General features: G+C 36.2%; 16 protein-coding genes. 6 read left to right on the plus strand and 10 right to left on the minus strand.

Going from position 1 to position 17,176, the window contains the following annotated elements; genetic code table 11:
• Positions 1-104 precede the first annotated feature (104 nt).
• Positions 105-1,577 carry a hypothetical protein gene (locus tag DRF57_RS01165; RefSeq protein WP_052188733.1) on the minus strand — a complete coding sequence of 491 codons (1,473 nt, stop codon included), beginning with the start codon at positions 1,575-1,577 and terminating at the stop codon, positions 105-107.
• Between the two features lie 787 nt (positions 1,578-2,364).
• Between DRF57_RS01165 and DRF57_RS01170 the strand changes: the two genes are divergently transcribed.
• Together DRF57_RS01170 and DRF57_RS01175 are read left to right on the plus strand one after the other, a co-directional pair.
• Positions 2,365-3,342 carry a helix-turn-helix domain-containing protein gene (locus tag DRF57_RS01170; protein WP_047493627.1) on the plus strand — a complete coding sequence of 326 codons (978 nt, stop codon included), beginning with the start codon at positions 2,365-2,367 and terminating at the stop codon, positions 3,340-3,342.
• 270 nt (positions 3,343-3,612) lie between these two features.
• Entirely contained in the window at positions 3,613-4,896 is a 1,284-nt protein-coding gene (locus DRF57_RS01175) for an alkaline phosphatase family protein (protein ID WP_115916424.1), read from the plus strand.
• Between the two features lie 76 nt (positions 4,897-4,972).
• On the opposite strand, the gene DRF57_RS01180 is transcribed toward DRF57_RS01175, so the two are convergent.
• Entirely contained in the window at positions 4,973-5,851 is an 879-nt protein-coding gene (locus tag DRF57_RS01180) for an NAD(P)H-binding protein (protein WP_115916426.1), read from the minus strand.
• A gap of 173 nt (positions 5,852-6,024) precedes the next feature.
• Here DRF57_RS01180 and DRF57_RS01185 point away from each other — a divergent pair, with 173 nt between their 5' ends.
• Positions 6,025-6,384, plus strand: a complete 360-nt coding sequence (locus tag DRF57_RS01185; RefSeq protein ID WP_115916428.1) for a winged helix-turn-helix transcriptional regulator — start codon at positions 6,025-6,027, stop codon at positions 6,382-6,384.
• A 457-nt stretch (positions 6,385-6,841) separates the two neighbouring features.
• Here the strand turns inward: DRF57_RS01185 and DRF57_RS01190 are convergent, their stop codons facing one another.
• Both DRF57_RS01190 and DRF57_RS01195 read right to left on the minus strand, forming a co-directional pair.
• The gene (locus DRF57_RS01190) at positions 6,842-7,894 is read right to left on the minus strand and encodes an NAD(P)-dependent alcohol dehydrogenase (RefSeq protein ID WP_084085652.1); all 1,053 of its coding nucleotides are present in this window, start codon (positions 7,892-7,894) and stop codon (positions 6,842-6,844) included.
• Positions 7,895-7,927: 33 nt separating this feature from the next.
• On the minus strand, positions 7,928-8,332 hold the full coding sequence (locus DRF57_RS01195) for a cupin domain-containing protein (RefSeq protein WP_084085651.1): 405 nt from the start codon (positions 8,330-8,332) through the stop codon (positions 7,928-7,930).
• 130 nt (positions 8,333-8,462) lie between these two features.
• Here DRF57_RS01195 and DRF57_RS01200 point away from each other — a divergent pair, with 130 nt between their 5' ends.
• From DRF57_RS01200 to DRF57_RS23555, 3 genes are all read left to right on the plus strand, one after another.
• On the plus strand, positions 8,463-9,365 hold the full coding sequence (locus DRF57_RS01200) for a helix-turn-helix domain-containing protein (protein WP_047494167.1): 903 nt from the start codon (positions 8,463-8,465) through the stop codon (positions 9,363-9,365).
• Positions 9,366-9,569: 204 nt separating this feature from the next.
• A complete protein-coding gene (locus tag DRF57_RS01205; protein ID WP_115916430.1) occupies positions 9,570-10,907 on the plus strand; it encodes a carboxylesterase family protein in 1,338 nt (445 codons plus the stop codon).
• Between the two features lie 238 nt (positions 10,908-11,145).
• Entirely contained in the window at positions 11,146-11,313 is a 168-nt protein-coding gene (locus DRF57_RS23555; RefSeq protein ID WP_156126114.1) for a hypothetical protein, read from the plus strand.
• 79 nt (positions 11,314-11,392) lie between these two features.
• On the opposite strand, the gene DRF57_RS01210 is transcribed toward DRF57_RS23555, so the two are convergent.
• The 6 genes from DRF57_RS01210 to lpxK form a co-directional block, all read right to left on the minus strand.
• Positions 11,393-12,865: an alpha-amylase gene (locus DRF57_RS01210; protein ID WP_115916432.1), complete on the minus strand. Its 1,473-nt coding sequence runs from the start codon at positions 12,863-12,865 to the stop codon at positions 11,393-11,395.
• 44 nt (positions 12,866-12,909) lie between these two features.
• Positions 12,910-14,007 carry a DNA polymerase IV gene (gene dinB / locus DRF57_RS01215; protein ID WP_047494158.1) on the minus strand — a complete coding sequence of 366 codons (1,098 nt, stop codon included), beginning with the start codon at positions 14,005-14,007 and terminating at the stop codon, positions 12,910-12,912.
• A gap of 67 nt (positions 14,008-14,074) precedes the next feature.
• On the minus strand, positions 14,075-14,530 hold the full coding sequence (locus DRF57_RS01220; protein WP_115916434.1) for a GNAT family N-acetyltransferase: 456 nt from the start codon (positions 14,528-14,530) through the stop codon (positions 14,075-14,077).
• An 84-nt stretch (positions 14,531-14,614) separates the two neighbouring features.
• A complete protein-coding gene (locus DRF57_RS01225; protein ID WP_047494190.1) occupies positions 14,615-15,130 on the minus strand; it encodes a TlpA family protein disulfide reductase in 516 nt (171 codons plus the stop codon).
• Between the two features lie 152 nt (positions 15,131-15,282).
• The gene (locus tag DRF57_RS01230; protein ID WP_047494152.1) at positions 15,283-16,098 is read right to left on the minus strand and encodes a purine-nucleoside phosphorylase; all 816 of its coding nucleotides are present in this window, start codon (positions 16,096-16,098) and stop codon (positions 15,283-15,285) included.
• Positions 16,082-17,107, minus strand: coding sequence for a tetraacyldisaccharide 4'-kinase (lpxK, locus tag DRF57_RS01235; RefSeq protein ID WP_047494149.1), 1,026 nt, complete (start codon positions 17,105-17,107; stop codon positions 16,082-16,084). Before lpxK ends, DRF57_RS01230 begins: the two co-directional genes overlap by 17 nt.
• Between the last annotated feature and the right edge of the window lie 69 nt (positions 17,108-17,176).

Below are 17,176 nucleotides of genomic sequence, written 5' to 3' on the forward strand. Positions count from 1 at the left end.
TAAAATGCCTTTCTTGACAAATAAGTTAACAAAAAGAGGATGTCCGAAAAAGTCGGATCACCCTCTTTATGAAGATTGATGTTTTTTTTATTGTATTTGTTGGTTTAGTTGAGACGTTGCGCAGTCATATAGAAATAATAATTATTGGCATCTCTTGTCGCATGCCAAGTGCAGTTATACCATTCTCCATTATTAAAAGTGACCATAACGTTTACATATTCTCCCCGACCTGTACCGGTTGAAAAATTATCATCACCATCTATCCTGTAACTGTAAAATCCTGGTGCTATTACTGTGTTTACCCCATCGGTATTTGCATCGTTAGTAGAAAGTGAGGATGTGTTGTAAGCTATAGGGCTGGAAGAAGTATTGAAGAATTTAGGAGAAGTATTTCCAGAAAGTAGTGCACTTGCCATAAAATCCATTCTTAGTCCGTTGATCTCAATAAACTTTGCTTGATCAACAGATGATGCCAATTTGAAAGCACCTTGTCGCGTATTGGTGGTTGTATTTGTTACTAACTTTCCATTCATCATATTTGTAGGGGGAGTAGCTGCTGAAAGAAATGCTGTAGCATTTACAACTACTCTGGCGGATTTTATTTCCCCAACAGTAAAAGCTGAGCTGTTATTTCCAATAGAAGCACTACAATTGAAGCCTAAGAAGCTTAATGGAACAGTAATCGTACTGGGAGAACTGAAATTGGGGATTCCTGTCACTGAGTAGGTAATAGAACCGTTTCCATTATTTAAGGTTCCTGCATTCAAGGTGAAGGTAAGTCCGTTTTGAGTAAATGGGGAGCCTGAAGGATAACTTCCTCCATTTCCTCCTGAATAAGGAACGGTAATGGTTCCTGTATAAGGAGTTCCCGAAGTGAATGTAACCGGAAATGCAATTGCATTACTGCAATTTAAACCTGTAATGGTTGGGTTTATGGTCGAGGTATTATTTAAAGATCTCCATTCTGTTCCATTCCAGTATACGAAACCTTTAAAGGTCAATGCTGCTGTTCCTGTGTTGAAAACCATTAGTCCGGTTGCAGGGCTGGCTATTGTCACCTGATCTGTAGCACTTGTCAAGGCAACTCTGGGGATTAAAATTCCTTTATTGGTAGCTGTTATATCTACAATAGCTGATATATCAGGTGCACTTGTCCCGATCCCAACGGCACCATTGTCCTTAGCCACAAAATCTGTTCCTGCAGCTCTAGTTGTTGATCCGTTTGACAGGGTTCCCAGTTTAACCATTGTATTAGCAGGGTCATTGATCCACGCATCATTAGTGGAGTCTCCTCCGAAGCTGGTCCACGCATTGTTGTTCCAATAGTAGAATCCTTTGGTAAAGGCTCCTGAGTCTGCAATAAGATATACTAATTGTCCGTTTACCGAACCATTAGCTACAAGATCATTGACACGGGGTACCAATACTCCATCTTTGGAGGTTACTGCTCCAAGATGATTTTTACCTCTGATATCTAGGGTTGATTCAGGGGTAGCTGTATTTATCCCTACCTGTGCTAAAATTTTTGTTGAAAACGATAATGCTATTACCGCAGTTAATAAAGCGTTTTTCTTCATTTGTTGTTTGTGTTTATATAAATAAATTTTTCTATTTCGTCAGTGTCTTTTTGCTTATTTCGGATGAAATACAAATTTGTTAATTATTGAGCTTGTAACTTTTCTTATATTCTATAATCTTTTCCATTACTAACCAAGTAAAATATTTGACTCATCAGTTTTTAAGGTAGCTGAAAAAATAAGCTTCCTAATTATTAAGCGTGAATTTATATTCCTGTAAATCAATTATTTATTTTGATTATTGGGAATTTGATTGATTAGTAATAATTTTTTTAGTATTCTTTCTAATCAGAATATAATTTGTGATTAAGGGAGGGAATTACCTTTGCTCAGGTAGTTAAAAAGATATTTATTTAGCTTATTGATCCCAATACAGTATTCATTTCTTTAGAATATAATACTTTAAACTCTTCTTTTAGAATATTTTCTGTCAATCAAAACCGTTTTTATTGTATCCAGGAATTTTCGTACATATTTTTTGATATCTATTTATTATAGTATGTTTTAGTGATGTTTTATTTCATCACTAATCATTTTTTTTAATATTTTTTTATTATTGGAAATATTTTCTTTTATTGGTAACTCATTGTTATTGATATAAATAGTGATTTACTTTATATTTTGATATTTCTACTGCAAAATTATAGTATTTTTACAATCAGATAAACTGAGCGTAAGTCTATTCTAAGAATTGACTTATTTTTATGTAAGGTGTTTATTTGCAGTGTTTTATGTAATTCAAAAATAAAAAATGGTTATGTTTGAAATTTAAAAAATGTTTTTTACTATGAAAATGGAAGAGCTTAAGTATCGTTTTATAGATCAATATGTCATTTTAATGTACATTATAGTCTTAGTAGAGATTATAATTAAATTTTTAACGTACAATAATATGTCAGAAGTTTTATATCTAATAGTGGGGCTGGTATTTTTGTCTTTTGGTTATATAATTATGAGAAGGAGATGCACTGCAGACAGAATGATACTGGTATATATTATTATAACACCTTTGTATCTTTTTAATATCATGCTTGGGTATTGGAAAAGTACAATTTCTAGTTTTGTGTGGTTATTTCCATTGCCACTTATTACTTATATCTTTTTTTCAAAGAAAGGAGTTCTATTATACTCACTATATTTAGTTGTTATTATTTTTGCCTGTTTTTTAATCAATATTTATTTTGGTTCTCATTTGAAAAAATATAGTCCTCAAGTTGGAGAGAATAAACAGCATATTGTTAGAGATTTAAGTATTTATATCTCTAATTTGGCTCTCATTATATTATTGCTGACCTATCAAACTAGGTTCAATAAACTTAAATTTTCTACAGAAGCTAGATTACAGGAATTACCTCATGATCTTGACCTCAAAACGGATAAAATAGTTGTAGCGGATAAAATAGTGGAAAAGAATGATATTGATGAAGAAATGATGGAACGTCTGGAGCTGAGTATGAATGAAGGATTATTTAAGAATCAGAACCTAAACATATCAATGGTAAGTGTCCGTCTGGGGGTGGGGTATATGCACCTTTCCAGAATCATTCGATATAAGGGATATGCTAATTTTAACAGTTATTTGAACACATTTAGAATTAACTATGTGAAAAAATTGATTGATGAAGCTGATTTGCAGAAGGTAACCCTTATGTATATTTATACAGAAGCAGGGTTTTCCAGTCAGGTTACTTTCAATCGTGTATTTAAACAGATAGAAGGAATTACTCCCAGTGAATATATTAGCCAAGTGATAAAAAAAAGTTAGGAGAAGTATAAAATTTTTATTTTTACTTGAGGCTGAACATATCATTTACATAATGAAGGGGCTTCTTCGGATTGTTTTTAATTAAGATATTAACTTTTTTAATATTCCGTAAGGTAGTTTAAAATTTACCATATCAGATATGTTTAATAATAGAAAAATAAGGAGATGTTGTTTACAACAATTCTAAAAAATGTGTTTAATGATTTTTTAACCCCATTAAACTTTCATCCAAGGTTTTGACGCAGTAACTTTGCTGAAATTTTTAAAACAATGAAGCGAGGAATACATTTTTTACTGTTGTTTATTTCCTTTACGGTTTTTGCCCAGCAGGCCACTATTGATACAGCCCAGATAACTGTTCCGGGTCGGCAAAATACGATAGAGGCTCAGTCAAAACCTTATGTGATTATGATCTCAACGGATGGTTTTCGATATGATTATGCTAAAAAATACAATGCTGAAAATCTCCTGAAACTCTCTAATAATGGGGTACAGGCAAAGGCGATGATTCCAAGCTATCCGAGTATTACATTTCCTAACCATTGGAGCCTGATCACCGGACTTTATCCTTCTCACCATGGGTTAATAGATAATTTTTTCTACGATTATAAGAGAAAAGAAACTTATGCCATGAGCAATAAGAAAAATGCAGAAGATGGAAGCTGGTATGGCGGAACTCCAATGTGGGGATTAGCCGAAAAACGGGGGATCGTATCTGCTTCTTTAATGTGGGTAGGTTCTGCCAGCGATGCAGGAGGAATGAGACCCAGCTATTATTATCCTTATCATGAGAAATTTACACCTTCTGAAAAAGTAGAGAAAGTAGTAAACTGGCTCAAGTTACCCGAAGATAAAAGACCTCATTTTATTTCATTATATTTTCCGGAAGTAGACGGAAGCGGACATCATTACGGACCCGATACGAAAGAAACCGAAAATGCAGTTCATTTAATTGATCATGCCATTGGTGATCTGGTTCAGAAAGTAAATGATTTGGGCTTAAAAAATGTCAATTTTATTTTTGTTTCCGATCATGGAATGATCAAAGTGGATGGTGGGGCTCCGCTGGAAATTCCAGCTGTACTTTTTGATAAAAACAGGTTCGATTTTTATAATTCCCAGACCTTATTGAGAGTATATGTTAAAAATCCCGCTGAGGTCAAGTCGGTTTATAAAGAACTGAAGGCTCATAAAACAGAAGACTACGAAGTTTACCTGGATAAAAAGCTTCCCAAATATCTCCATTTTGCAACAAGAGATGATCAGTACAATAGAATAGGGCAGATTCTTCTGATCCCGAAAGCACCCAAAATATTCCTTGAGAAAGGAAAGAAAACATCGGTAGGAAAGCATGGTTACAATCCTAGGGTTGTTCCTGAAATGAAAGCAACATTCTATGCCTGGGGGCCTGAATTTAAAAATAATTTAGTAGTAGATGAGTTTGCCAATATCAATGTTTATCCTGTAGTCGCTGAAATTCTAGGATTAAAAATTGACCAGCCTATTGATGGAAAGCTGAAAGTCTTGAAAGAAATATTGAAGGAGAAAAAATAATTGAATCACAATGATTACTTCAAAACCCGTATCGGCGCACCTTTGGTGCGCCGATACGGGTTGATATCCAAATGAATTAAAACTTGGATGAAAATTCTTTGGCAAAATCCTCCAGCTTTGTATTTCCTGTAACAGGGGATCCATGATCAATGAAATCCTTCTGTACAACACCTTTTCGTATTCCTCTTCCCATTTCAGTATACAGTTCAGCCATATCCTGGGGAAGTCCGGCCTGTAACATTCCGTTGAAAGAATCTTCATCTGAAAATTCTACCCATGGCAGTTCAGGTTTTTCTATGGCAGCTCCCAAGACTTTGGCAAAATCAGAAGCCTTTCTTTTATCACTTACAATATAACGTATGGTATTACCATTTCCTTCTTTTACAAGCTCTTCTGCTGCTGCTTTAGCAATATCGTTAGGATGTACCAGCGGAACTTCAATATTTTCAGGATAATTACCTCCAATAATTCCTGCATTCTGAATCAAGGGAATATCATTGAAAAAATTAGTATAAAAATACCCGGCTCTTAAAAATGTAAATGAAGTATTTTCTACCTCGTGATATAGTTTTTCAATCTGATGAAGCCCTTTGATAGGTCCGTTCTCTACAGGAGATTCTGCCCCTACACTGCTGAGCATAACAGCTCTTTTTACATGGGCTTTTTTTAATGCTTCGGCATAATTTTTTCCTGCATGAACAGTATGGTCAACGATATTATTTTCGCTGATAGCAGGTGGGGTCATGACGAAAACGGCATCGGCTCCCTCAAATGTTTTGGTAAGGAAATCCGTGTCTGTAATAGATCCGATAGCAGGAAAGGCTCCCAATGATTCTATATTTTGTTTTCTGTCTTCGTTACTGCTGATTACTGTAACGTTATGTCCTTCATTGACTAATTGCTGTGTTAAAGGCTTAGCTACATTTCCTAATGATCCTGTGATGATGATTTTCATATGTAAATTTTTTTATTGTTTTTTAATAGCTATATGTAATCGCTGAATATTAATTAGTCTTGAATAAACTAATCAGGTGTTAGCGATTTTGTAATAAATATTTTTTTATTTCTGAATACAAAGTTATATTTGTACTTACTTTTATACAAGTACTTACCCTAAAGTATGTAAAAATGACAGCAATTAAAGAAAGTTCAACCATTCAGGAGAATAAAAAAGTACTGCAGGATTGTCCTGTAATGTATGTCATGGAAAGAATCGGGGGATTCTGGAAACCTATTATCCTGTTTAACCTTTCCACAGGAGAGAAAAGATACAGCGAGCTGAAAAAAGCAATTCCCGCGGTCACAGAGAAAATGCTGATTCAGCATTTAAAACAGCTGGAAGCAGATGGGCTGGTCATCAGAACTGCAAGACCTGTTGTACCCCCTCATGTTACCTATAAACTAAGTGAAGCCGGGCATGGGCTAGGTACGGTGATTGATGCTATGGCAGAATGGGCATTCCAGGATATGGATGGGAAGTATAAATGAGAATATAATGTATAATGTATAATGTATAATGTATTAGTGATAATCAACCTGTTGTCGTTGGTACAAAGGATATAAAGATTCAATAGGAACGGGCTTTAGCCCGTTTTGGTTTGTATAAAATTCCATTGGCTTTAGCCAAAACCTATAAAAAATGAACAAAAAAGGCTCTTCAATCTGAAGAGCCTTTTCATGTTGTATAGTCAATTACAGAGATTGCATGTCAATCACAAAACGATATCTGACATCGCTCTTCAGCGTTATTTAGCAAGCTTTATCAATAAAGATATTTATTCTTGATAATCTACTGTCATTTGTACAACGGATATAAAGATTCAATAGGAACGGGCTTTAGCCCGTTTTGGTTTGTATAAAATTCCATTGGCTTTAGCCAAAACCTATAAAAAATAAACAGAAAAGGCTCTTCAATCTGAAGAGCCTTTTCATGTTGTATAGTCAATTACAGAGATTGCATGTCAATCACAAAACGATATCTGACATCACTCTTCAGCATTCTTTCATAAGCTTCATTAATTTCCTGCATCTTGATCATTTCAATTTCCGATACAATATTGTGCTCTCCACAGAAATCCAGCATTTCCTGAGTTTCTGCAATACCCCCGATTACAGAACCTGCTACAGATTTTCTTCCCAAAATCATAGGAACAGTATTCAGAATAGGCTCTAAACCTCCCAGATATCCTACAAGTACATGAGTTCCGCTGATATTTAAAGTAGTCACATAAGGATTCACATCATGTACATAAGGAACGGTATCAATAATCACATCGAATTTTCCTTTTACAGAATCCATTTGGGCTTCATCTGTAGAAATAATAACGTGGTCAGCTCCCAGTTGTTTGGCATCTTCGGTCTTTCCCGGAGTTCTTGAAAATAAAGTCACTTCAGCCCCTAATCCTTTAGCAAGTTTAATTGCCATATGGCCTAAACCTCCTAAGCCTACCACTGCTACCTTAGAATTTGGACCTACGTTCCAGTGTCTTAAAGGTGACCAGGTGGTAATCCCGGCACATAGAAGTGGTGCTACAGCAGCAAGGTCAAGGTTTTCAGGTACTTTTAATACGTGATCAGAATTAACCACCACTTTCTGAGAATATCCACCGAAAGTATGACCTCCCAAGTGCTTGTCATGGCCATTGTAAGTTCCTGTGAATCCATTCAAACAATACTGTTCAAGATCATGCTGGCAGCTTTCACAGTGGCCACATGAATCCACAATACATCCTACACCTGCCAGATCCCCCACTTTAAACTTGGAGACTTCGCTTCCTACCTTTGTAATTTTTCCTACGATCTCGTGTCCCGGAACGGCAGGGTAGATCGTTCCTCCCCAGTCGTTTCTTGCCGTATGAAGGTCAGAGTGGCATACTCCGCAATATAGAATTTCAATTTCTACATCGGTAGCGGTAATTTCTCTTCTTTCAATATTCATTTCTTTCAGATCTGCTGTGGTAGACTCCGTACCAAAGGCTTTTACTGTAAATGTGTTCATTTGATTAATTAATTTAAGTTAATAAGTTAAGTTTTATAAATTGTTATATTCGTCGTCTGTTACAGGTTCCAGCCATTCTACAATCCCATTTTGGGTATTGACATTAATGGCGATATGTGTCAATTCACTGTCAGGTGCTGCTCCATGCCAGTGGATCACATGTGGAGGGATGTTGACTACATCTCCCGGATGTAAAACCTGGGCAGGTTTTCCTTTTTCCTGGTAAAAACCTTTTCCTGAAGTTACGATTAAAATCTGTCCACCTCCATGAGAATGCCAGTTATTTCTGCACCCGGGTTCAAAAGTGACATTTCCAATCTGGCAGTTCAGTACATCTTCATTCGGTTTTAAAAGATGAACCCAAGCTGTTCCTCCAAAAAAATAATCGGAAGGAGCTTTTTCTCCTTTCGGAAAAATGTTTGTATTAAAAGTTTCCATAACGATACAAAAGTCGAAACTTTCAGATAAACAAGACTTATACAGATTACCGAATTACTTACCAATTTTACAGACTCAGTATCTGTTCTACAAGAAAGTAGTAATTTTGAATAAGATTTAAATTTATTCAATGGAAAATCAGAAGGTTGATAAAATAAAAAGTGTTTCAGATTATAATAAAATGGTGAATCACGAGACTTTACATCCACTGGTAAGTGTGGTTGATTTTTCAAAATCTGATCCCATTTGTCAGTATAAGAGAACCTATGCATTTTATACCGTTTTTCTTAAAGATGTTATTTGTGGTGATATGTATTATGGGAAACACAGCTATGACTATCAGGAAGGAACGTTGGTTTTCATTGCTCCTGGCCAGGTAAGTGGAGTTACCAATGACGGTAAACCTATTCAGCCGGGAGGATATGCGCTCTTGTTTCATCCGGATTTGATTAAAGGAACCAATCTTGGAAAACATATAAAAGATTATACTTTCTTCTCTTATGATGTGCATGAAGCCCTGCACCTTTCCGAAAAAGAAAGGGAAATCATACTGGAATGTTTTAAAAATATCAAACTTGAGCTGGAACAGTCTATTGATAAACACAGCAAGTCACTCATTGTTAATAATATTGAGCTGTTTTTAAATTACTGCATGCGTTTTTATGACCGTCAGTTTATTACCAGAGATCATATTAACCAGGGGGTGATCGGAAAATTTGAAGATCTCGTAGATGGATATTTAAAATCTGATAATCCTAAAAATATAGGTTTTCCAATGGTGAACTACTTTGCAGAAAAACTCAATCTCTCAGCCAATTATTTTGGAGACCTTATCAAAAAGGAATTGGGTGTTTCAGCACAGGAATTTATCCATAACAAATTGATTGATGTAGCCAAAGAACAAATCATGGATCAGGAGAAATCGATCAGTGAAATTTCCTATAATCTGGGTTTCAAATATCCACAGCACTTTACCCGGTTATTTAAAACCAAAGTAGGAATTTCTCCCAGTGAATATAAACTTCTGAACTGATTTTCAAAACAGCTGTAACACCTATTATGGGGTGGGAATATCATTGTAAAGCAACGCTCAATACCATAAGTATTCTTCTCAATAGTTTGCATGATAGTTTGTTAAGCTTAGTTTTTTTAAAAAAAATGTGATTTTTCCGGTTCAATAATTTTCAATAATTTTTTATTTTTCATAACTTTAAAGTAAAAAGTTTTCAGTGTTAAAATGAAATCACAACCGAATAGAACCCATGTTTTTGAAACCCGTTTTGGAAAAATTATTGCATTAAAACAAAACGGTATTATCAAGGCTAAAAGTATTCGTTATGCCCACTCCGAAAGATTTCAATTACCTGTTCCGGTAGAATCTTCAATATCAGATATTATTCCTCCTGATAAAACTCCCGTTTGTCCACAGACATTAAGTCCGCTGGTGGAAAAAATGATTGGAGTGACAGCTGTTGAAACTTTCGAGGCCGACGAATCTACCCAATATCTTTCTGTGATCCGCCCCGAAAATACTGTTGAAAATGAAAAACTTCCTGTAGTTGCCTGGATTCATGGGGGTTCTCATGAAATTGGCTGTGGTGATATGGATACTGCTGATCCCGCAGAATGGGTAAAGGAACAGCATATCATTGTGGTAAATGTTTCATATCGTCTGGGAATCTTTGGCTTTTTAGGAGGAGATGAAAATAGACGTCCGAATCTTGGCCTGTTTGATATCATTGAAGCATTAAAATGGATCCAAACTCATATTGCTTATTTTGGAGGTGATCCTGAAAACATTACTCTTCTGGGGCAGTCTTCAGGTGGTGATGCGATAGCCCATCTGATGATTTCAGAAGGAACAGATGGCTTATTTCACCGGGTAATTATGCACAGTGCTCCTTTGGGGCTACGTCATAAAAGACATAAAATGTCCGCTGAATTCCTGAAGAAAACAGAAATACTGAAAGATGAAACCGATGTTTTGAAGATGGTGGAGGAGTACAGGAAATGGGTTCCTTCCGTATTGAAGTATGGTTTGAAAGCTGCCATGCCGTTTGGAACACAATATGGATTCCCGCCCCTGTGCAGAGAAGAAGACGCTGAAACGAAATGGAAAGAAAATGCCGCGAAGTATGATGTTTTGATTGGTTTGAATAATGATGAGACAGCATTTTATCTTAAAACCTCAGAATCTTTAGGTTCCTTTTTCAGGAAGGGCATAGGATTGAAAATAATGAATAAAACAGTTAGGAAAACCACTGAGTTCATCTATGGCCACCCGGCAAAGTTATTTGCGGATAATTATGCAAAAGCAGGAGGAAATGTTTATTTGTTCAGAATTCATTCCTTGTTGAAAGAAAATTATTTGGGAGCACCACACTGTATTGATCTGCCATTAATTTTCGGAAATGAACCAGCGTGGAAACCTTCAGGGTTGCTAAAAGATATTCCTTGGGCGTATATTCATGAAAACGGAAAAAAATTAAGAGCGCTATGGGCAGAATTTGCCCGTACCGGGAAAATATCTGATACTGCCGAAAGACCTGAAATTCTGGAACTCCGAAAGATGTAGCTATTTATCAATCTTTCAAAATCTCTACTCTTAACAAATGTTCCAACTGAAGACATAAATATTCCCCTTCCCTGGAGGAGTGATGAGAATTCAAAGAATTTTTGACAGGTTGGTCAACTGTATCTTAATTTTTTTCTGTGAATTATATATACTAAAACACGTGATTGGTATTTATTATTCATTTATAATTGTTATTTTTAATGTATATTTAATAAATAAACCATAAAAAATAGTAATTATGAAAACAAACAAAGATTTCAAAGTAAGAAAGCTTAAACGTGATGAACTGAAAAGTTTAAAAGCTGGAGATTTAAATTGGGGTAAAGTATGCTGTACTTCCACCGAAGACGGGCAATGCTGTGAATGGGCCACAGATGTTTGGAATTGTAGATACATTTATTGTTAATACCGCCTCTTGATAAAATACAAGGCATACCTGGTTATCGGATCGGATATGCCTTTTTATTTTTCCTGGAAATTGAATCTTATTCTGGAATCCATACACTTACATTGCCTGCCGGAACGGGAAAATCTCCCCAGCCGTTTTCATCAATCAGTACTGTATCTTCAGATCTTTTCAGCAGATCATTAAACTTTTTTCCGGCATACTGTTTTCCTATTTCCATAGGCTTGTTATAGGCTTCCTTATTACTTAGAACAACAGCACATCCCGGATGCTGATCGTCTCCTTCGCGGATCCACCCGAGACAGTTGGCATCTTCGAAATAATCCCGTTGATCACCATATGCATAATTTTTTCTTGCAGTAAGAAGTTCTTCGATGCCATCCACTTTAGGCATGAAAATTTCCTGATCATTCCCGGATCCATCTTTATCGATATAGTGAGCGCCATACAAATCAGGATAAAATATGCAGGGATATCCGTCTTTCCGCAATAAGATCAAAGCATAGGCAATAGGTTTAAACCAGGGTTCTACCGGAGCCTCCAGGTCTTGTAAAGGTTGGGTGTCATGATTGGCAACCAGACTTACGGCATGTAGAGGATCTGCCTGGGTAAGTGTTTCATCAAAAATTCTCCGGAGATCATAAGAATCTCCTTCTTTTGAAGCATTATGAAAATTGTTCTGCAGGGAGCTATCAAAAAGGCTCATGCAGCCTTCCGTTACTTCAATATATTTCTGAAGGAGATGAAGATATCCCGGAGCCCAGTATTCACCTACAGCAAAGATATTTTTTCCTGAATTGGAACGGAGCAAAGTAATCCATTCTTTGTAAAAATCAAAAGAAATATGCTTTAAGGCATCCAGCCTCACTCCATCAAAATCGGTCTGATCAAAATACCATTTAGCCCAATCATTAAGCTCTTCCCGCACAAAAGGATTTCGATGCTCAATGTCATTATACATGAGGTAATCATAATTTCCTTTCTCATCATCTATCATTTCTTCCCAGTCATTTCCATATTCAGACTGTATTTTAAAAATATGGGATTCCATACCTTCAGCATAATCCACTCCGCTGAAACACGTGAAATTCCACTCAAAATCAGAATATTTTTTTCCTCTTCCGGGAAATGTAAATTTGGTATAAGATTCTATTTCAATAATATCAGAAATGATTTTCTCTCTGTTGTTTTCATCTACTTTTACCGCTTTAAATTTTTCAAGCTCGTCACCTCCGGCTTTATGTCCCAGAACAATATCTACAATGATTTCTATATTGTGATTTTTGAGTGCTTTAATGGCCTTTATGTATTCATCTTTGGTACCATATTTTGTAGAGACCGTTCCTTTTTGGTCAAATTCTCCAAGATCATAAAGATCATAGGCATCATATCCCGCAGAATAACCGCCATTGGTTCCTTTGTAGGCAGGGGGAAACCATACAGAAGTGATTCCTAGTTTTTCTAAATATCCGGCCTGTTTTTCTGCTTCTTTCCACAATTTTCCATCGCCTTCAGAATACCAGTGGAAAAACTGAATCATTGTTGGGTTCATATATTTGAAGATTTGGTAGATACAAGGTAACGAAAAAATATGATCTATTCATTTTCGAATTCTTCAAACGGGATCTTTAGTTGAACGGAAACCAGCTTTTTTTCCTCCGTATTGAGCTGGGAGAGGGAAAGCCCCAGTAAACGGACTGCTTTATCATAAGGACGAAGTTCCCAAAGTTTTTTTCCAACACTGAAATACTGCTCCGGAGAATTGAAATAATTTTCCCGGGTAATACTTCTTGTAAAAAGAGAAAAGTCTTTGTATTTAATTTTTAATGTAAGGGTTCTTCCAAGAATATTATTTTTCTGCAAACGCTGATGAAGTTCCTCTCCGAGACTTTCCAATTTTTCATTGATCTGCTGTTCATCAAAAAGATCTTCAAAAAAAGTTCTTTCTACAGCTACACTTTTCTGAATGCGATGAGGTTTTACCTCTGAAGTATGGATACCCCGTACCACATTGTAATAATGGGCACCTGACTTTCCAAAAAGCCTTACCAGGTCTTCCAGCGATCTTTTCTTTAAATCTTTGCCTTTGTAAATTCCTAAACTAAACATTTTGTTGGCTGTAACCTTTCCTACGCCGTAAAATTTTTCAACAGGTAATTCCTCAAGGAAACTTTCTACTTTATCAGGATGAATGGTTTTTTGCCCATTAGGTTTATTGATATCAGAAGCTACCTTTGCCAGAAATTTATTGACTGAGATTCCCGCAGAAGCGGTTAGTCCGGTTTCCTGAAATATTTTCTGACGAATCTCCCGGGCTATCAGATTGGCAGAATCCATCCCTTTTTTATTTTCAGTGACATCCAGATAGGCCTCATCCAAAGATAAAGGTTCTACCAGATCTGTATATTCATGGAAAATTTCCCGGATTTTTTTTGAAATTTCTTTATACCGGGCAAAACGTGGTGGCACAAAGATAAGATCAGGGCATTTTTCCTTTGCCGTCTTGCTGGGCATTGCCGAACGAACTCCGAATTTTCTGGCTTCATAGCTGGCTGCAGCCACAACCCCTCTATGCTGGCCTCCTACAGCAATGGCTTTGCCTTTCAGTGTAGGATTGTCATGCTGCTCTACAGAAGCATAGAATGCATCCATATCCACATGAATAATTTTACGAAGCGGCAAAGAAAAATCCATATCACAAAGATATGGATTCATTTATTTATGGTAAATTATTTATAGAAAGGAAGCTGAAGTCTTTCAGTTACGATTTCAGTCTCATAGTAAGTAACAGGGGCTCAAAACCAGCTTTTTCATACGCTTTGACAGCAGATTCATTTTCAGCATATACATCGAGCCTTACTTCCGTAATCCCTCTGGATGTTGACCAGCTAACCAGTTCATCCGTAATTATTTTATTGATTCCTTTTCCTCTGTATTCAGGTTTTACATACATAAACCCCAGGTAAGCATAGCTTTTAAAATTATTATAGTCTTTTTCTGATGTTTTGATGAGAGCGTAACCTGATGCCACAATTTCATCATCGTCTTCCACAACAATTAAAGTAGCGTCCGGTGACTTTATGAATTCATTAAGGTCGTAATAATGAATCTCACCATCAATTAATGTACTGTTAAAAGGTCGTTCTGCGAAAACTATTCCCTGTTCAAATTCTAATAAAATCTCTAAATCCTTTTCTGTAGCTTCTCTTGTAATCATGGTATAAATGGTTGAATATTTTAATACATAGTGTATCAAAAATCTTTTATTTTCTAAACTTTTGAGGGTAAAAAAGAATGATAATTATTGTAAAAGATGATTGATGGTCTGCTGAATTTCCGGGTCTTCCGGAGAGATCGCATAATATTTTGCGATGGACGATTTCTGATCAATAACCATATATCGTGGAATCCAGTTAAGGTCCACATAATTATTGAAATCATTTTTCCACCCTGAAGCAAACCAATAATTGTTTTTGTCTTTCATATTGAATCTGACAAGACTTTTATCAAAACCTTCTTTTGATCTTTCTAATGATAAGAATACAAAATCTACGTTCGGATTATTTTTTTCTAAGACCTCGGCTTTTGGAAGTGCTTGTAAACAGTCTCTGCACCATCCTGCCCAAAAGTCAATGACTAAAACTTTTCCTTTATGCTGATCAAGAATCTGCTGAACCGTGATGCTTTTTCCTTCTTCATCTTCCAGTTTCTGCTGTAACGCTTCTTTGGAAAATCCTGTTTTAAGGGCTGTAGGTACTTTTTGTGAATAACTTAATCCAAAAATACCTACCATAAAAATTACTAACAACTTTCTCATTTCTGACAATTTCATTTATACAAATCTAATCAATGAAATGCAATTGATAATTGATTTTTCATGAATTAGGAAAAATTTATAATATTGATAATTTCTATGGATTTCAAACATACAGGCCGGAGTTATGGATCATCCGATCAAATCTTTGATGGTTACTGATACGTTTTAATTAAGCCTTTCACAACAGCAATTACATTAGGCATTGCTGTATTGGCTGCATTCAGTACTTCTTCGTGAGAAACGGAAAGGGCAATGTCAGGTCCGCCAAGATCTGTAATGACAGACATACAGAATACATCCATCCCCATGTGTCTGGCAACAATAACTTCGGGTACAGTACTCATTCCTACCATATCACCGCCAATAGCCTTAATCATACCGTATTCGGCCGGGGTTTCAAAAGTTGGCCCCTGCAGGGCTACATATATCCCCTGATGGATCTTAATATTATTTTCAGAAGCAGCCTGCTCAGCCACCCTGATCATTTCTTTATTGTAAGGCTCGCTCATATCTACAAAACGTGGCCCAAGCTCATCTATATTTTTACCCCGAAGCGGATGTTCGGGCATCATATTGATATGATCTTTTAAAATAACAATATCTGCAACACTGTAAGCAGGGTTTACCCCACCACAGGCATTGGAAAGGATAAGATTTTGAATTCCCAACAAATGAAAAACCCTGATCGGGAAAGTTACTGTTTCCATAGAATGCCCTTCATAATAATGAAAACGGCCACTCATCATCAGTACTTTCTTTCCTTCCAGTATTCCATAGATCAGCTTTCCGGTATGTCCTGCTACCGTAGTTTGTGGGAAATTTGGGATGTCTTTATACTCTAAAACATGGATGGGCTCTACTTCATTCTGTAGTTTTCCCAGTCCTGAACCTAAAACAACCGCAAAGTCAGGGGTATCCTGAATGATATTTTTGATGAAATCTGCGGTCTCCTTAATATTTTTTAACATAATCCAAGATGATTTGATCGAATTCCTCCTTTTTATCAATAAGAACATTGATAGGCCAGTAGTAAACAATATCTCTAAGGTAGTCAAAAGTTTTCAGACGTACATAATCTTTCTCTGTGGTTAATATCAGTTTATATTCCCCTAATTTTTTGTACTCTGCAACGATTTTTTTTATATCATCGTCTGTAAAGTTATGGTGATCTCTGAATTTTAGATGTTTTACTCTTTTTGAGAATTTTGCAAGGTGCTCCAGCAGTGGTTTAGGATTGGCAATTCCCGTAATCAGTAAGATATCATAATAGTTCAGGTTATTGTCAGGAAGCATTTTCTCTTTTCCGTATACATTTTCGTCGTACCCGATGGATGAGAAGAATACTTTCTGATTATAAGAAGGTCTGATTCTTGAGATATAATAGCGTTTTGTTTCTTCAGTAAGTTCGTCAGGACATTTGCTGACCATAATGATATCTGCTCTTCTAACTCCTGCTCTGGATTCTCTCAGGTCTCCGGCAGGAAGAAGGTAGTCCTTAAAATAAGGATCATTAAAGTCTGTCATCAGAATATTAAACCCGGCTTTGATAGCCCTGTGCTGTAAGGCATCATCCAATACCAGTACATTAAGGTCCATATCTTCGATCACTTTTTTGGCTCCGGGAACTCTTTCTTCTGAAACAGCAATGACAAAACGGTTTTTGAAACGTTCAAAAAGCTGCATTGCTTCATCGCCCACCATCTTATAATTACTTTCATAATTGGTGACCTCATATCCTTTGGTCAGTCTTCCGTAACCTCTGGAGAGGACTCCCGTTCTGTAGTGTTTGGATAAAAACTGGGCAAGATACATCACCATCGGCGACTTTCCACTTCCGCCCACGGAGAGATTCCCGACATTGATTATCGGAGTCTTGAATTTTGTCGACTTAAAAATCCCTAAATCATACATTGTGTTTCGGATACCCGTTACCAAATGATAACCGAGGGAAAAAGGATAAAGGTACCATCTTTTCATACGATTGCAAAAATAGGAATTTTCATAAGGATTGTTGTCATATTCTCAAAGACTTTTCAACAAATATTT

The sequence above is a fragment of the Chryseobacterium rhizosphaerae genome (assembly GCF_003385455.1).
In the GTDB taxonomy this organism is placed as follows: domain Bacteria; phylum Bacteroidota; class Bacteroidia; order Flavobacteriales; family Weeksellaceae; genus Chryseobacterium; species Chryseobacterium rhizosphaerae.

Excerpts from the sequence above, each read along its gene's own strand:
- lpxK (WP_047494149.1), bottom strand. The coding sequence starts at position 17,107 with ATGAAAAGATGGTACCTTTATCCTTTTTCCCTCGGTTATCATTTGGTA.
- DRF57_RS01220 (WP_115916434.1), bottom strand. The coding sequence starts at position 14,530 with ATGATTACAAGAGAAGCTACAGAAAAGGATTTAGAGATTTTATTAGAA.
- DRF57_RS01210 (WP_115916432.1), bottom strand. The coding sequence starts at position 12,865 with ATGAACCCAACAATGATTCAGTTTTTCCACTGGTATTCTGAAGGCGAT.
- DRF57_RS01185 (WP_115916428.1), top strand. The coding sequence starts at position 6,025 with ATGACAGCAATTAAAGAAAGTTCAACCATTCAGGAGAATAAAAAAGTA.
- DRF57_RS01230 (WP_047494152.1), bottom strand. The coding sequence starts at position 16,098 with ATGTTAAAAAATATTAAGGAGACCGCAGATTTCATCAAAAATATCATT.
- DRF57_RS01170 (WP_047493627.1), top strand. The coding sequence starts at position 2,365 with ATGAAAATGGAAGAGCTTAAGTATCGTTTTATAGATCAATATGTCATT.
- DRF57_RS01205 (WP_115916430.1), top strand. The coding sequence starts at position 9,570 with ATGAAATCACAACCGAATAGAACCCATGTTTTTGAAACCCGTTTTGGA.
- dinB (WP_047494158.1), bottom strand. The coding sequence starts at position 14,007 with ATGGATTTTTCTTTGCCGCTTCGTAAAATTATTCATGTGGATATGGAT.
- DRF57_RS01225 (WP_047494190.1), bottom strand. The coding sequence starts at position 15,130 with ATGAGAAAGTTGTTAGTAATTTTTATGGTAGGTATTTTTGGATTAAGT.
- DRF57_RS01165 (WP_052188733.1), bottom strand. The coding sequence starts at position 1,577 with ATGAAGAAAAACGCTTTATTAACTGCGGTAATAGCATTATCGTTTTCA.
- DRF57_RS01180 (WP_115916426.1), bottom strand. The coding sequence starts at position 5,851 with ATGAAAATCATCATCACAGGATCATTAGGAAATGTAGCTAAGCCTTTA.
- DRF57_RS01190 (WP_084085652.1), bottom strand. The coding sequence starts at position 7,894 with ATGAACACATTTACAGTAAAAGCCTTTGGTACGGAGTCTACCACAGCA.
- DRF57_RS01175 (WP_115916424.1), top strand. The coding sequence starts at position 3,613 with ATGAAGCGAGGAATACATTTTTTACTGTTGTTTATTTCCTTTACGGTT.
- DRF57_RS01195 (WP_084085651.1), bottom strand. The coding sequence starts at position 8,332 with ATGGAAACTTTTAATACAAACATTTTTCCGAAAGGAGAAAAAGCTCCT.
- DRF57_RS01200 (WP_047494167.1), top strand. The coding sequence starts at position 8,463 with ATGGAAAATCAGAAGGTTGATAAAATAAAAAGTGTTTCAGATTATAAT.
- DRF57_RS23555 (WP_156126114.1), top strand. The coding sequence starts at position 11,146 with ATGAAAACAAACAAAGATTTCAAAGTAAGAAAGCTTAAACGTGATGAA.